Here is a 13,977-nt window from a genome sequence, read left to right as displayed (position 1 = left end):
TGTTTGCTTGTGTGTGAGTTCAGGCTGAACCGCGACTTTTACAGTTCGAGTTTATTCATAGCGATGTCTGTTTGCGACAAGTTTCTGACGGAAAATCTCCGCCGGTGTTTTGTACCCCAAACATCTGCGCGGCGTATTGTTGAGGCGATGACAGATGAATACGAGATCTCGGTCACTCAACGTTAGCGGATCAAGGTCTCTGGGGAGCCATCGTCTTGTTCGCCTGTTGGTGTTTCCGACCGTTCCCTTTTGCCAGGGGTACTGCGGATCACAGAACCATGCTTTTGATCCGATCCCGGCCTGCAGGTAAGCCCATTCCGTGAACTCAGTGCCTCGATCAAAGGTGATCGAGCGCCGGGCTATTTGGGGCAGGGGTTGCAGTACGCCAATCACACCATCCATTACCGCACGTGACTGACGATCATTGTTGCGCAACAAAACTGTGAAACGGCTTACCCGCTTAACCAGAGACGTCACATTGGCATCGCATTCCCAATGTCCAAACTGCTTGCGTCTGGCAATCATGTCCGGGCGATGTAAGATGCTCAGTTCCGGCGGAAATCGATGTCCATGACGGCGCCGGGCATGACGTGGACGTCGTCTGGCACGACGTTCAGGCAGATACTCCCAAAGCCCTTCTTTTCGACCGTCGGCGGAATAAACAAACTGATAGATCGTTTCATGACTGACAGAGATGGGGTGGCGGTCCAGCTGCATTCTCCCGGCAATTTGCTGCGGCGACCATCCATCGCTGATGTGCTTGATCACGGATTGACGCAAATGATCAAACCGGACGAGCTTGCGTTGTTTCGAGCGACGTTCACGGGATTTCTGATCGGCAACCATGCCGTAATAGCCGGTCAGATCCGTGATCTGACCGTAGACAAATCGATTGCGTTTCAACTCGCGGAAAACGGTTGAGCGATGTCGTCCAAGTTTCTCGGCAATAATGTCAACGGAGAGGTTTGCAGCGCGCCAGCGGGGGATCTTGCGGCGTTCATCCGGGTCAATATGCGCGTAGGTGCGTTCCATGACGGGTTCCTTGCTTGGGATAACTCATTGTTATCGCTTGCAAGTCGCACTTCAGGCTAGAACCAACTCACTGTGGTGAGTTAGTCGCATAAGATAGATTATGGAACTATCTTGGCAATGTAGTGCGCGACTTGCGCCTTGATCGAAGCCCGGACGTTATCGTGTGATCCCAGATGCGCACGCACAGAATGAGTGTGTATCGCGCATCAGGCCGGCTGGACTGGAAATTCCAGCACCAGTCCGTCATAGGCCGGCTGAACATTGTCCGGCGTTTCAGCCAGAACCGTCTCGTAGTCCAGCGGTATGTGCATATGGGTCAGAACGGCTTGTCTGGGCTTCAGCCGGTCGATCCATTCCATTGCCTCGCCGAGCGAAAAATGGCTGGGATGGCGGCGGTATTGCAAGGCGTCGACGATCAGTAGTTCAAGGCCGTTCAGGCGCAATGCGGTGGTTTCCGGAATACCGCTGACGTCGGGGCAATAGGCAATGTTTTCAACGCGGAAGCCGAGCGAGGTGATGTCGCCGTGCACTTGCGGCAGAGGCTCGAAGGTGAGGGCACCGCCCTCTCCTTCCACAGTGACCGTCCGGTCATGATCGATGCCGCGCGCCCATAGGATCGGCGGATAGGAACTGCCGGGCGGCGTTTCGAAGCAATAACCGAAAGCCTCGCGCAGGCGAACCATGGTCGCTGCGTCGGCATAGATGTCGATGAGGCGCTTCTGCTCGAGCACATAGCCGCGCAGATCGTCTATGCCATGGATATGATCGGCATGGGCATGCGTATAAAGCACGGCGTCGATATGGCCGACTTTCGCCATCAGCATCTGGGCGCGGAAATCCGGGCCAGTGTCGATCACCACCGTGGTGCGGCGCCCATCCGCCCTGATCCGCTCGAACATGGCGGAGGCGCGCATGCGTCGGTTTTTAGGATTGGCGGGATCGCAGGCACCCCAGTCACCGGTGATGCGCGGCACGCCAGGCGATGAGCCGCACCCCAGGATGGTGACGCGCAGCCGGTCGCTCACGCCTTTATCGCCACTTCATCGGGTCGAGGCATCTTACTGAAAAGACGAAAGAAATTTTCCGTGGTCAGCCTTACCACCTGTTGGGCATTGACGCCGATGGTTTCGGCCAGAACTGCTGCCGTGTGCGCCACGAACGCAGGCTCGTTGCGCTTGCCGCGATATGGAACCGGGGCGAGGTAGGGCGCATCCGTCTCCACCAGCAAGCGCTCATGCGGCACGGCAGCCGCGATGTCACGAATGTCCTGCGAGTTCCGGAATGTCAGAATGCCGGAAAAGGAGACATATCCGCCAAGCGCAACGCCGACCTCTGCCAGCCGCTTGCCGGAAGAGAAGCAATGCAGGACGAAGGGAAAATCCCCCTTCCCCATCTCCTCCTCCAGAATGGCGGCGACGTCATCATCGGCGGAGCGGGCATGGATGACCAGCGGCAGGCCCGTTTCGCGTGCGGCTGCGATGTGATTGCGGAAACATGCGGCCTGAAGCTGCGGCGTGGCATAGTCGTAATGATAATCAAGACCCGACTCGCCAATGGCGACCACCTTGGGATGGGCGCTGAGCCCGATCAGGTTTTCCGCAGAAACAACGGGTTCCTGCGCCACGCTGTTCGGATGCGTGCCGACCGAACAATAGACCTCATCATACGCCTCGGCGACTTCAAGGATGCGGTCAAACTTCTGCACCTGCGTCGAAATCGTCACCATGCGCCCCACGCCAGCTTCGCGGGCGCGGGCGATGATCGCATCCCGCTCCTCGGCGAAATCCGGGAAATCGAGATGGCAGTGACTGTCGACCAGCATCAGGCGGCAGGCTCCTGCTCCACATAGCGCGGGAACACGGGCTGCGGCGGCGGCAGTGGCGTGCCGGGCACCAGAGCGTCGAGTGTGTCGACATGCCCGAAACCGCGCTGATCCTCGCCCACGGCCAGAAGATCGAGCAGTTTGGCTGCGGAACCGGGAATGAAAGGCTGGCACAGGATGCCGACGCGCCGGATGATCTCGGCCGTCGTCCACAGAACCGTTTCCATGCGCGCCGGATCGGTCTTCTTCAGCGCCCACGGCTCCTGCCCCGCGAAATAGCGGTTGGCTTCGGCGACAACACCAAAGATCGCGGCCAGCGCCTGATGGATAGCCTGCTCGGCCATGGTCCTGCGCGCGGTCGCCAGCGCATCCACCGCCTGCGCCAGAATAGCCTTGTCGGCTTCCGCCAGCTCGCCACGCGCCGGCACCACGCCACCGCAGTTCTTGGCGATCATCGACAGCGAGCGCTGCGCCAGATTGCCGAGATCGTTGGCGAGATCGGCGTTGGTGCGGTTGACGATCGCCTCATGGCTGTAGCTGCCGTCCTGCCCGAACGGCACTTCGCGCAGGAAGAAATAGCGCACCTGATCGAGGCCGTAATGCTCAACCATGGTGAAGGGATCGATAACGTTGCCGAGCGACTTCGACATCTTTTCACCGCGGTTGAACAGGAAGCCATGACCAAAGACCCGCTTTGGAAGCTCGATGCCGGCCGAAATCAGGAAGGCCGGCCAGTAGATGGCGTGGAAGCGCACAATGTCCTTGCCGATGATGTGCGCATCGGCCGGCCAGAATTTCCATTTCGCTTCATTTTCATCAGGATAGCCAAGGGCAGTGATGTAATTCGTGAGCGCATCCACCCACACATACATGACGTGCTTTTCGTCGCCCGGCACCGGAACGCCCCAGTCGAAGGTGGTGCGGGAGATGGACAGGTCCTTCAGGCCCGAGCGAACGAAGCTCGTCACTTCGTTGCGGCGCTCAGCCGGTCCGATGAAATCGGGACGGCTTTCATAAAGCTCCAGCAGCTTGTCCTGATAGGCGGAAAGGCGGAAGAAGTAGCTTTCCTCCTCGACCCATTCCACCGGCGTGCCCTGCGGTCCGTAGTGCACGCCATCTTCGCGCACTTCGGTTTCCTCTTCGCCGTAATAGGCTTCGTCGCGCACCGAATACCAGCCAGCATAGCCGCCCTTGTAGATGTCGCCCCGGTCGGCCATGGCCTTCCAGATCGCCTGCGAGGCCTTGTAGTGGCGCTCCTCGGTGGTGCGGATGAAATCGTCGTTGGAGGCATTCAGCGCCACGGCCATGCGCTGGAACGCGGCGGCATTTCGGTCCGCCAGTTCACGCGGCGAAATGCCTTCCTTCTTGGCCGTCTGCAGCATCTTGATGCCGTGCTCGTCCGTTCCGGTAAGGAAGAAAACATCCTTGCCGTCGCAGCGCTGGAAACGCGCAAGCGCATCCGTGGCGATCAGCTCATAGGCATGACCGATATGCGGCTTGCCGTTGGGATAGGAAATGGCAGTGGTGATGTAGAAACTATCGCGCGACATGAAGGGACCGTCTTGAAGTCTGCAAAAGGAAGAATGTGCGGTGGATATAGCATCGGAACGGCGATTGCCATCCCGCGGCAAGGCAGAGCTTCACATTCGAAATGCAGAGTTCAGGCGATCAATCATCGAAAGCGCGTGCTGCTTCTTGTCGAGGTTATAGGTTTCCATCTCGATTATCGCATTGCGCGCGTCCTGCCAAGCATCGGTGAGCGATTTGGCGCGGGCAAGGTTTCCGCCAAGGGCGGCCTGCCGCGCTTGACCGGAAAGTAGATCGAGCGCGTGACGATTGAATATGTCGAACGGCACGGCCCCGTCGCGGCCTGCGACCACATCCGCCAGCCTGTGGGCGCTCCCTACCTCATAGCGTGGCGAATGCACCAGATCATCGAGGGCCTGCGCTATTTCCAGCCCGCCATATTGGGCGAGCATGATGGCATTGCGCACGCTGCCACCTGCCCGCTTCGCCACCTCGCCCCCGGCGGAAGACGGCCCCACGGCGTCCAGAACACTGGTAAGCTGCAGAGGCTCCAGCGGCGACAGGCGCACCACCTGACAGCGGGAGCGGATGGTTGGCAAAAGCGAACCCGGCGCATGCACGATGAGGATGAAAAGCGTGCGCGCCGGCGGCTCCTCAAGGTTTTTCAGAAGAGCATTCGCCGCATTGGCATTCATGTCGTCAGCCGGATCGACGATGACCACGCGGTAGCCGCCATCATGCGAGGTCAGGGACAGGAAGCTGCTGACCTTGCGAATCTCGTCAACGGTGACGACAGACTTGTAGGCCTTGGTGCGCTCGTTGAGAGGCCGTGTCAGGTGCAGCACCGAAGGATGCGCACCCTGTGCGATCTGCCGGAACAGCGGTGAAGCGGGATCCGGCACCGCAAGCTGTGCAGGCGCTTCCTGATGGCGCGGATATTTCAGCAGATGATGGGCAAGATGAAAGGCCAGCGTTGCCTTACCTATCCCGACCGGGCCGACAAACATCAGCGCATGGGGCAACTTGCCCGAGCGATAGGCATTGACCAGCATGCCGGCGGCCTCTTCATGGCCGACCAGCACAGGCGTTTCCGCCGGCTCAGGCACGCCTTCCAGAGTGTCATGCTGCTCGGGTGCCAGACGCTCGAACATCATGGCACCTCTTCATGCTTCTTGCCGGTCGCGAGCGCGCGCGCCTCCAGCCGGCTGAACACGGCTTCCGTCACCGCATCGTCAACCTCGTCGGCAGAGGATGCGGCATCGATCACCACGCAGCGGTCGGGCTCCGCCTCGGCGATGGCGAGGAAGGCCTCCCGCCGCTGCCTGTGCATCTCGACGGTTTCCTTCTCGAAACGGTCCGGCGCATCGCCGCTGGAGCGCCGCGCATCGGCGCGCCTGAGGCCCTCAGTCGGATCGATGTCGAAGATGATCGTCATGTCGGGCATCATGCCATTCACGGTGACCTTTTCCAGCGTCTCCATGAATTCGGGGGGCAGCCCGCCCGTCACGCCCTGATACACACGCGACGAATCGACAAACCGGTCGCATAAGACAATCGCGCCGCGCTCGATTGCCGGCCTGATCAGTTGCTCGACATGATCGGAACGGGCGGCAGCAAACAGCATCGCCTCCATTTTGGGGCCCAATGCCTCGGCCGCGCCCGAAAGAATGACGTGGCGCACGGCTTCTGCTCCGGGTGAACCGCCCGGCTCGCGCGTGACCACGACATCATACTTCTTGGCGCGCAGCTTGCTCGCAAGCCGCTCGATCTGGGTGGACTTTCCGGCGCCCTCCCCGCCTTCGAAGCTTATGAAGAATCCCTGGCGCACTGGCTGATGTTTCGTTCCGTTGTCGCGACAAGTCCTTCGCTTATCAGCGCAGCCAGCCTATGGCCAGTTCCTTGAGCGCATCGAAGGCCCGGTTGTGGAGTTGGCCAACCTCGACCGTCTCCGCTGCCTGCAAAGGCACTTCCTGGCTCAGCGTGTCGCCTATCCATATGCGCAGCGAGCCAACCGCCTGCCCCTGCTCGACGGGCGCCCGAAGCGGCCCCTGATAGACGATCCGCGCCGTCAGCTTGTCGCGGTTGGCGACAGGTAAAAGCAGATCGACCGGCCCTGTTGCGGTAAGCGCGACACCGCCCTTGCTGCCACCATAGACCTGCGCGGTTCCCACCGTTTCATTCGCAGCGAAAATTTCGGTTTTCTCGAAGGAACGCAGCCCCCATTCCAGAAGCTTGCGCGATTCTTCCGCACGCTCACGATCGGAAGAGAGGCCGGCAAGTGCCGCAATCACGCGCCGGCCGTTCTGCGATAGCGCGCCGACAATGGCAAAACCGTTCTGCTCGCTGGCGCCCACGGCCAGTCCCTCCGCACCGATATCCATTGCCAGCAACGGGTTGCGGTTGCGCTGGTTGATCTTGTTCCAGGTGAAATCGGTTTCCGAAAACAGCCGGTAAAGATCCGGGTAGGTCTGCTGAAGGTGACGGGCAAGCAGCACCAGCTCGCGCACCGTGGTCATCTGGCCATCCGCTGGCAGTCCTGTCGCATTGACGAAAACGGACTTTTGCAGGCCGATCTTGCGGGCGCGCTCCGTCATCTGGAGGGCAAAGCCGCTTTCCGATCCGGCAACGCCCTCGGCAATGATGATGCAGCCGTCATTGGCGGCCTGCACGGCAATGCCGCGCATGAGGTCCTCAAGGCGAATGCTGGACCTGACAGCCGCGAACATGGTGGAGGTGCGCGAAGGCGCGCCGCCGGTGCGCCATGCATTCTCGCTGACCACGAATGTGTCATCCAGCGTCAGCCGGCCGGATTTCACCGCGTCGAAAGCCATCTCCAGCGTCATCAGCTTGGCCAGAGACGCCGGCTGAATGGCAGCGTCGGCATCCTTGGCGTAGAGCACGCTTCCCGTTTCGCCATCGATCATGAAGGCTTGTGCGGCCTTTGTTTCAAACAGTTGCGCGAAAGCGCCGGCAGCGGAAAGCCACAGGCAAACCAGTGCCGTCAGGGCAATGATCGGAACGCGCAGAAAAAAGGACATGAAGACGCCTGCCCGTAAGGAATGAACTTCAGGCTATCAGGCCGCAGGCGGGCAGATCAACAGGCATGCATGCGCTTCGATTGCGGCCGTCGCCATCAGTTGCGCACGACGAGGGCATCGGGCGCGCCATTTTCCCATGCCGCCTGCAGGATGGCGTCGAGATCCGCATGACCGTCAGCGTAAATCTCCAGCGCATGCCATTCGGCTCCCTCGCCTTCTGTGCGCTTGATGACCACCTTCCCCAAACCGGACAGACGCCTCGCGACGCGACGTGCCTCTGCTTCACTGTGGTAGTCGCCGGCGGCGATGTAATCGCCCGCTACGTTCTGTGCCGGATTGGCGCGCTTCCACGTGTCCACCACAGCCCGCGGCGTCATTGCACCGCGATCGACTGCGGAAAAGGCCCCGGCGGCAGATTGAATGCGTTCGTCCGCGTAGGAAAGCGATGCAAGCGCGAAGGGCGAATCCGCAGGCATGCCGCTGTCCGGACGTATCGGGACGATTGGCCCGTATTCCGGCAGACTTCCGTCTCCAAAGGCAAATGCCTGTTGCGCATCGGAACTCTGGCCGGGGAACGGCACGCCCCGTGAAGCGGCACTCATGCTCGGGGTCGAGCCGTTCATGGCGATCATCACTCCGGTCGGCAGGCCAACCGATGGATCGGGGGCGCCGTTTCCTGGCTGATAAGAAGCCATCAGATAAGGTTCGTCGTCGCCATTCAGCGGGGCCCGCCCCACATACTCAACCTTGACGTTGGCAGTACCCGCAGTGCGGTAGCCCAGCATATCGGCCGCGCGCTTCGACAGGTCGATGATGCGGTTGCCGTGATAAGGACCGCGGTCATTGACGCGGACGATGACGGAACTGCCATTGGCCACATTGGTGACCCGGGCATAACTCGGGAGCGGCATTGTCGGATGAGCGGCGGTCAGATGCTCGGTGTCGTAAACCTCGCCATTCGCAGTCAGCCGCCCGTGAAAGGCGTCGCCATACCAGGAAGCAGCTCCCGTTTTCGAGTATTTCGGGTCTTCCTTGGGGTGATACCATTTGCCGGCCACCTGATAGGGCTTGCCGACCTGATCGCGACCACCGCCGCGCCTGATCTTGGAGCCGTGCGCCACACGCGGGCTGGCCTTAACGCCATATTTGGATTCGGGGAAATATTCCTTTGAACGCGGCTTGGTCTGCTGCTTTGGCTGTGGCGTTCCGCATGCTGCAAGAGCAATGGCCGAAACCGCAAAGGACATGATGGTAAGGGTGCGGCGAAATCCCCTGCGCGTCACGACCTGCATGTAAAACAACCCCCTGACCAACAACAAAGAAGGGCACAAAAAAGAGATCGCTCGCTGCTCGCGCCGATCCCGAGCACGGTTTCCTGCTTGTGCTCATAGTCATTTGCGCAGGAATTTCTTAGCGGCGTATTAACCGATTGTGGCGGCAACCGGGCATCTTTGTGTTGGCAAAGGGAAGCAACTGATCCTCAGACAATCTCGCGCAGGAGATCGGCAACCTTTGCACTCACAGCTCATCCGCGGAGTGCGAAGCTTCATGGCCGACAGTCCGGCTGACCCATCCTGTCGTTGAGCACGGTCCCAGAGGTTTAGTAGAGAGGCTCCTGAAACAGCAGCTGGTCGCCATCCATCAGCGCCTTCACCTGCGATTTTCCAGCCTTTGAAACGGCGACACGCACGGCGAAGGGACGGGTGCCCATGTCCCGCTCGATAGCGCGCCCCTCGCCCTCGGGCAGATAAAAGCGCTCAATACCGTAGGTAACACGAACCTCTCCCTGCATATGAACGCGGTTCAGCGCAGGTATCTGCCCCTCGATGTCCACTTCATCGGCGCCAGCAGGTGCTGGCGGTGGCTTCACCCATGCATTTGCAGCTTCCCAGTATCCGTCCTGTGCCTTGCGCAGGCGCACGACGATGGTGGTTCGCGTTGCAAGCTCTTCGTCCAGCTCTTCGATGTCCGCGATCATCGAAAGCGGAATGCGCGAGATGCCGTAACTGAGGATCACATAGTCGCCGCGCAAAAGATCGCGCGGATCGACCGGTTCGACTTTCAGGAGCACCTCGCGGCCATCCCGCAGCACGGCAGCGCGGTCCACGATCATCCAGCCCAGAAATATGATCTGCACAACCGCCAGCCCAACGGAGGCGAATATCAGCTTTCTGCCGCTGGTCATGCCCGGCCCCCATCCGTCCGGGTCTGCCCCATTCGCTTTTCAAGCCTGAGGATGATTACGGCGAGCACCCCCAGCAGCACAGCGGCGAACAGGAAGAAGCCGGCGGTGCCCAGCATCGTGCCCATGGTGACCCCATATATCAGGCACAGTTCGAGAGCAAAGGCGAGATAGGCAATCCAGCGAAGCCCACGGCTGGTCCTTCCCTGCAGAATGATCGCTGCGACGATGCCGGCCAGCGTCACCGCAGCGGCAACGACAAAAGTGCCCTCGCCTTCAAGTTCGATCTGAAGCAGGGCCATTGCGACCAGAAAGCCGATAAGGGCGTGAACGGGCAAACGCCCGCCGAGACGCACGAAATTGTCCACCTCGCGCGGTGCGACATGTGCGACGGCAAACAAGCCAGCCGAAACGCAGGCCATGACAAAGCCGTTCTCGACTATGTTTCCGTCCACCACAAGCCAGCTTGCATAGGCGATGACCGACAGCAAAATGAGGTGGCGAGCCGTGGCACTTTGCGTCCAGTAGGAAATGGCGAACAGAAACACTGCAACCGGCAGGAACAGATGCGGCGTCGTCACATGGGAGAAACTGAACAGGCCGCCCGTGAGCAGACCGGCAAGCCACGCATCAATAATGCCGACTGCGGCAACGGTAAGCGGACCGGAGCGCAGGACGATGGCCGCCAGAGCCGTTGCCGCGCACCAGGTCAGCATAGCAGCGGATTCATCGCCGGAAATATGATACATCTGGCCGATGAGGGCGAGGGAGCCGCCGAAGGCTGCAGCCGCGACGATCCAAAGCGCCTCGCCGATTGCCCCGTGCCCCCTGCTTTTGAAAATCGCGCCTCCCACATAGCCGCCGGCTATCACGGAAAACAGCGCGCCGACGCGCAGCAATCTGGGAAAGGCTTCCCAGTTGGCAGCAACGAAGATGAGGATTGCCGCACCGAGAAGCAGCGCCGCCATCATCGCAAGGACAGTTCCCGACCCGAAGCCCTGGCGGTCACGGATCTCGGCGTCGGCAAGCAGCTTTCCGGCCGTTCCGGTATCGATCAGCCCATTCGAGACCCAGCGCTCAACATCCTGTCGCAGCCGCACGACATAGCGCGCCATATGCTTTTTCCATTAAAAGAGTGGGATTACCAAGCATGCATTCCAAAGCGTTGTTCGAACGTGCTTTTTCGAATTTGACCTTTTTATGTCGGACCCGTGAAGGAGCCAAGATATTGCATTGCACAAATTGCATTGCTGCCATGCGCCAACTGCTCTTTCAAAGCGGGACGGGTCATCCTATCTAGGCTGTGTACCAAGACGAACGAACCTGCAAGAACAATAAAGAGAATGACCATGAACCTGATCCGCAATTACCGCAACTGGCGCCGCTATCGTGAAACGGTTTCCGAGCTGAGCCGCCTGAGCAACCGTGAACTGACCGATCTCGGCATCAGCCGCAGCGACATTCACTTCGTCGCCCGCAAGTCGGTCTGATTTCTTCGGGGTGATCATCTCACCCCGAAAAAAATTCTGGGAATACGGCGATGAGGCTGATCCAAAACTTTCGCAGGTGGCGCGCATGCCGCAGCGCTGTGATTGAACTGGGTCGCCTTTCCAATCGCCAGCTTGAAGACCTTGGCATAGCGCGTCACGAACTGGCGTATCTGAGCCGAAAGGTTTTCTGAAACGGAATTTCGTCGAAGCGACCTCCTCCCCGCTTCGACGGATAAGGTCAGCCCTCCTCCTCCCAATAAGGCTGACCACCCTAACGGCGCCCGCCGGACCTCCTCCCCCGGCGGGCGTTGTTAAGAATTCAGCTCTTCAAAGAGCAAAAAGTTTCGTCGAAGCCTACCTCCTCCCGGGCGACGACGATTGGTCGATCTTCTCCTCCTCCCTTGATCGACCACCCTAACGACACCCGCCGGACCTCCTCCCCCGGCGGGTGTTGTCGTTTGTGGCCCACCCGAGCCCGAACATTGCATTCCACGCTGCAACGGATTAAGTGCGCGGCATGACAATCAAGCCCATTCACATCATCGGCGGCGGTCTTGCCGGATCGGAAGCAGCATGGCAGGTGGCGCAGGCCGGCGTGCCGGTCATCCTCCACGAAATGCGTCCGGTTCGCGGCACGGACGCGCACAAGACCGACGGGCTGGCCGAGCTGGTCTGTTCCAATTCATTTCGCTCCGACGATGCCGCAACCAACGCGGTCGGGCTTCTTCATGCCGAAATGCGGCTGGCCGGATCGCTCATCATGCAATCCGGCGATGCCAATCAGGTGCCGGCGGGCGGCGCGCTTGCCGTCGATCGCGACGGCTTCTCGCAGGCCGTGACGGCAAAGCTGCAAGCACACCCGCTCATCACCATCGCCCGGGAAGAAATGACGGCATTGCCGCCCGAAGACTGGGATCAGGCAATCATCGCCACCGGCCCGCTGACATCAGCCGAACTCGCGGCTGCCATTGCCGAAAAGACCGGCGCCGATGCGCTGGCATTCTTCGATGCCATTGCCCCGATCATCCACTTCGAAACCATCGACATGAACGTGGCATGGTTCCAGTCGAGGTATGACAAGGTTGGTCCCGGCGGCACGGGCAAGGATTACATCAACTGCCCAATGGACAAGGCGCAATATGAAGCCTTCATCGAAGCGCTGATTGCCGGCGGCAAGACAGAATTCAAGCAGTGGGAAGGCACGCCCTATTTCGACGGCTGCCTGCCGATCGAGGTGATGGCCGAGCGCGGCCCTGAAACCCTGCGCCACGGCCCGATGAAGCCGATGGGGCTGACCAATGCACATAATCCCACGGTCAAGCCCTACGCAGTCGTGCAGTTGCGGCAGGACAATGCGCTTGGCACGCTCTACAATATGGTCGGCTTCCAGACGAAGCTGAAACATGGCGAGCAGGTGCGAATTTTCCGCACGATTCCCGGGCTGGAGAATGCGGAATTCGCGCGTCTGGGTGGGCTGCACCGCAACACCTACATCAACTCTCCTCAATTGCTGGACGACACGTTGCAGCTCAGGGCCCGGCCCGGCTTGCGGTTTGCGGGACAGATCACTGGCTGCGAGGGTTATGTGGAAAGCGCGGCCATCGGCCTGCTCGCAGGCCGGTTTGCCGCTGCTGCGCGTCTTGGCCGCTCGCTTTCCGTACCTCCTGTCACCACAGCCTTTGGCGCGCTTCTCAATCACATCACCGGCGGACACATCCTGTCGGATGATGAGCCCGGCAAGCGTTCCTTCCAGCCGATGAACATCAATTTCGGACTTTTCCCTCCGGCGGAGGTGCCGAAGGTGGAGGGCAAGCGTTTGCGCGGCAAGGAAAAGACCATTGCCAAAAAGCAGGCAATGTCGGCACGTGCCTTGCAGGATTGCGCCGCATGGCTTGAGACGGCCAAGGCTGCCGCAACCGCTGAATAGCGCCCCAAAATGCGTCGCGTTATGCAGAATCAGGCGGCGCGCCTGATATCGCTTGGTTTTCGCCTGCCGTTGGCGCCAAAACGGTAGCCGCTTTCGGTGGCGTGCCTACCTACCGCCATCCTCTCATCGCATGACGCCACAGCAACCAGTGGCGTCGCAGATGCGAGAGCGAAACTCGCCCTTCCAGCACGGCGACCTCCCTGCCTTCCATGCGCTGCAGCAGGCCGGCGGTCAGGGCAAGCGGCAGAAAGGCAGGCCGCAGTGAGACAGGAAGCGAGACCGCGCCTTTCCGGAAGGCAAGCAAATGCTCACGCGCCAGCGCAATCATCGCCGCGACGGCAGCGGCAGCACTTTCCCGATCTTCCCCTTTGATGAACTCCGTGGCCGATGTGCCTACGGCGCCCAGAATATCCGCCGGAATGAAACATTGCCCTCGCGCCCGGTGCCTTGGCAGCAGCAGAAGCAGGCCCGTTATCGCCTGCGCGCAACCGGCATGGCCTGCCAGTTCGCTAAAGCCGGGCGCCTTCTGAGCATCCAGAATGATGGATGAAAGCTGGATCAGGGCCGATGCAGTCTCCCCGCAATATCCTTCCAGATCCGTGCGGGAGGGCATGGGATCGTCATAGAGATCGAATATCCGTGCCTCAAGGTAATTCTCGAATGCAGAAATCGGAAGATTGTATGTGCTGATCACAGCGCGCAGGGCATCTGCTACGGGCTGGCCCGTTTCCGGGCTGCCTGCGGGAGCGCCAAGAGCATCACGCCACCACTGCAGGCGCACTTCACCAGGCAAAGCCTCTCGAATGCGATCCCGCACACCCGCCACCTCTGCATTGAAGGCGTAAAGCGCCATCAGCGCATCGCGTTTCTCCGGCGGGGCATAAAGTGCAGCCAGATAGCGGTCGTGGTCGGCCTCTCTTACGGCCTCTGTCACCAGTGGATGGGCGGTATCCATGGCT

At 60.3% G+C, this 13,977-nt stretch carries 14 protein-coding genes; 3 read left to right on the top strand and 11 right to left on the bottom strand.

What is annotated here, in order from left to right; all coding sequences use genetic code 11:
- Positions 1-51 precede the first annotated feature (51 nt).
- The 10 genes from MIC97_RS02600 to MIC97_RS02555 form a co-directional block, all read right to left on the bottom strand.
- Entirely contained in the window at positions 52-1,032 is a 981-nt protein-coding gene (locus MIC97_RS02600) for an IS30 family transposase (protein WP_239798722.1), read from the bottom strand.
- Positions 1,033-1,238: 206 nt separating this feature from the next.
- A complete protein-coding gene (locus MIC97_RS02595) occupies positions 1,239-2,057 on the bottom strand; it encodes an MBL fold metallo-hydrolase (protein ID WP_239798721.1) in 819 nt (272 codons plus the stop codon).
- Positions 2,054-2,854, bottom strand: coding sequence for a TatD family hydrolase (locus tag MIC97_RS02590; protein WP_239798720.1), 801 nt, complete (start codon positions 2,852-2,854; stop codon positions 2,054-2,056). The genes MIC97_RS02595 and MIC97_RS02590 overlap by 4 nt, the downstream gene beginning before the upstream one ends.
- Complete coding sequence (gene metG, locus MIC97_RS02585) at positions 2,854-4,404, bottom strand: methionine--tRNA ligase (RefSeq protein WP_239798719.1); 1,551 nt, start codon at positions 4,402-4,404, stop codon at positions 2,854-2,856. Before metG ends, MIC97_RS02590 begins: the two co-directional genes overlap by 1 nt.
- Before the next feature lie 90 nt (positions 4,405-4,494).
- Complete coding sequence (locus MIC97_RS02580) at positions 4,495-5,535, bottom strand: DNA polymerase III subunit delta' (RefSeq protein WP_239798718.1); 1,041 nt, start codon at positions 5,533-5,535, stop codon at positions 4,495-4,497.
- Complete coding sequence (tmk, locus tag MIC97_RS02575) at positions 5,532-6,209, bottom strand: dTMP kinase (RefSeq protein ID WP_239798717.1); 678 nt, start codon at positions 6,207-6,209, stop codon at positions 5,532-5,534. The genes MIC97_RS02580 and tmk overlap by 4 nt, the downstream gene beginning before the upstream one ends.
- Positions 6,210-6,252: 43 nt before the next feature.
- Positions 6,253-7,419, bottom strand: a complete 1,167-nt coding sequence (locus MIC97_RS02570) for a D-alanyl-D-alanine carboxypeptidase family protein (RefSeq protein WP_239798716.1) — start codon at positions 7,417-7,419, stop codon at positions 6,253-6,255.
- 95 nt (positions 7,420-7,514) lie between these two features.
- Entirely contained in the window at positions 7,515-8,711 is a 1,197-nt protein-coding gene (locus tag MIC97_RS02565) for a septal ring lytic transglycosylase RlpA family protein (RefSeq protein ID WP_239798715.1), read from the bottom strand.
- 308 nt (positions 8,712-9,019) lie between these two features.
- Complete coding sequence (locus MIC97_RS02560; protein WP_239798714.1) at positions 9,020-9,604, bottom strand: GDYXXLXY domain-containing protein; 585 nt, start codon at positions 9,602-9,604, stop codon at positions 9,020-9,022.
- Positions 9,601-10,716, bottom strand: coding sequence for a DUF2157 domain-containing protein (locus MIC97_RS02555; protein WP_239798713.1), 1,116 nt, complete (start codon positions 10,714-10,716; stop codon positions 9,601-9,603). The genes MIC97_RS02560 and MIC97_RS02555 overlap by 4 nt, the downstream gene beginning before the upstream one ends.
- Positions 10,717-10,950: 234 nt before the next feature.
- Here MIC97_RS02555 and MIC97_RS02550 point away from each other — a divergent pair, with 234 nt between their 5' ends.
- The 3 genes from MIC97_RS02550 (at position 10,951) to trmFO (ending at position 13,018) form a co-directional block, all read left to right on the top strand.
- Entirely contained in the window at positions 10,951-11,091 is a 141-nt protein-coding gene (locus tag MIC97_RS02550) for a DUF1127 domain-containing protein (protein ID WP_183830007.1), read from the top strand.
- Positions 11,092-11,141: 50 nt separating this feature from the next.
- A complete protein-coding gene (locus MIC97_RS02545) occupies positions 11,142-11,282 on the top strand; it encodes a DUF1127 domain-containing protein (RefSeq protein WP_183830005.1) in 141 nt (46 codons plus the stop codon).
- A gap of 326 nt (positions 11,283-11,608) precedes the next feature.
- Positions 11,609-13,018 (top strand): methylenetetrahydrofolate--tRNA-(uracil(54)-C(5))-methyltransferase (FADH(2)-oxidizing) TrmFO, encoded by a 1,410-nt coding sequence (trmFO, locus tag MIC97_RS02540; RefSeq protein WP_239798712.1) that lies wholly within the window; start codon positions 11,609-11,611, stop codon positions 13,016-13,018.
- Positions 13,019-13,127: 109 nt separating this feature from the next.
- Here the strand turns inward: trmFO and MIC97_RS02535 are convergent, their stop codons facing one another.
- Positions 13,128-13,973, bottom strand: a complete 846-nt coding sequence (locus MIC97_RS02535) for a phytoene/squalene synthase family protein (RefSeq protein WP_239798711.1) — start codon at positions 13,971-13,973, stop codon at positions 13,128-13,130.
- Positions 13,974-13,977 lie beyond the last annotated feature (4 nt).

The organism is Aquamicrobium sp. NLF2-7 (assembly GCF_022359935.1).
Classification (GTDB): Bacteria; Pseudomonadota; Alphaproteobacteria; order Rhizobiales; family Rhizobiaceae; genus Mesorhizobium; species Mesorhizobium lusatiense.
This window is presented reverse-complemented; position numbering and strand designations above follow the sequence as displayed.

Bases quoted from the DNA above. Each gene is read 5' to 3' on its own strand.
- MIC97_RS02600 (WP_239798722.1), bottom strand. From the start codon at position 1,032: ATGGAACGCACCTACGCGCATATTGACCCGGATGAACGCCGCAAGATC.
- MIC97_RS02590 (WP_239798720.1), bottom strand. From the start codon at position 2,854: ATGCTGGTCGACAGTCACTGCCATCTCGATTTCCCGGATTTCGCCGAG.
- metG (WP_239798719.1), bottom strand. From the start codon at position 4,404: ATGTCGCGCGATAGTTTCTACATCACCACTGCCATTTCCTATCCCAAC.
- MIC97_RS02580 (WP_239798718.1), bottom strand. From the start codon at position 5,535: ATGATGTTCGAGCGTCTGGCACCCGAGCAGCATGACACTCTGGAAGGC.
- MIC97_RS02570 (WP_239798716.1), bottom strand. From the start codon at position 7,419: ATGTCCTTTTTTCTGCGCGTTCCGATCATTGCCCTGACGGCACTGGTT.
- MIC97_RS02565 (WP_239798715.1), bottom strand. From the start codon at position 8,711: ATGCAGGTCGTGACGCGCAGGGGATTTCGCCGCACCCTTACCATCATG.
- MIC97_RS02560 (WP_239798714.1), bottom strand. From the start codon at position 9,604: ATGACCAGCGGCAGAAAGCTGATATTCGCCTCCGTTGGGCTGGCGGTT.
- MIC97_RS02555 (WP_239798713.1), bottom strand. From the start codon at position 10,716: ATGGCGCGCTATGTCGTGCGGCTGCGACAGGATGTTGAGCGCTGGGTC.
- MIC97_RS02550 (WP_183830007.1), top strand. From the start codon at position 10,951: ATGAACCTGATCCGCAATTACCGCAACTGGCGCCGCTATCGTGAAACG.
- MIC97_RS02545 (WP_183830005.1), top strand. From the start codon at position 11,142: ATGAGGCTGATCCAAAACTTTCGCAGGTGGCGCGCATGCCGCAGCGCT.
- trmFO (WP_239798712.1), top strand. From the start codon at position 11,609: ATGACAATCAAGCCCATTCACATCATCGGCGGCGGTCTTGCCGGATCG.
- MIC97_RS02535 (WP_239798711.1), bottom strand. From the start codon at position 13,973: ATGGATACCGCCCATCCACTGGTGACAGAGGCCGTAAGAGAGGCCGAC.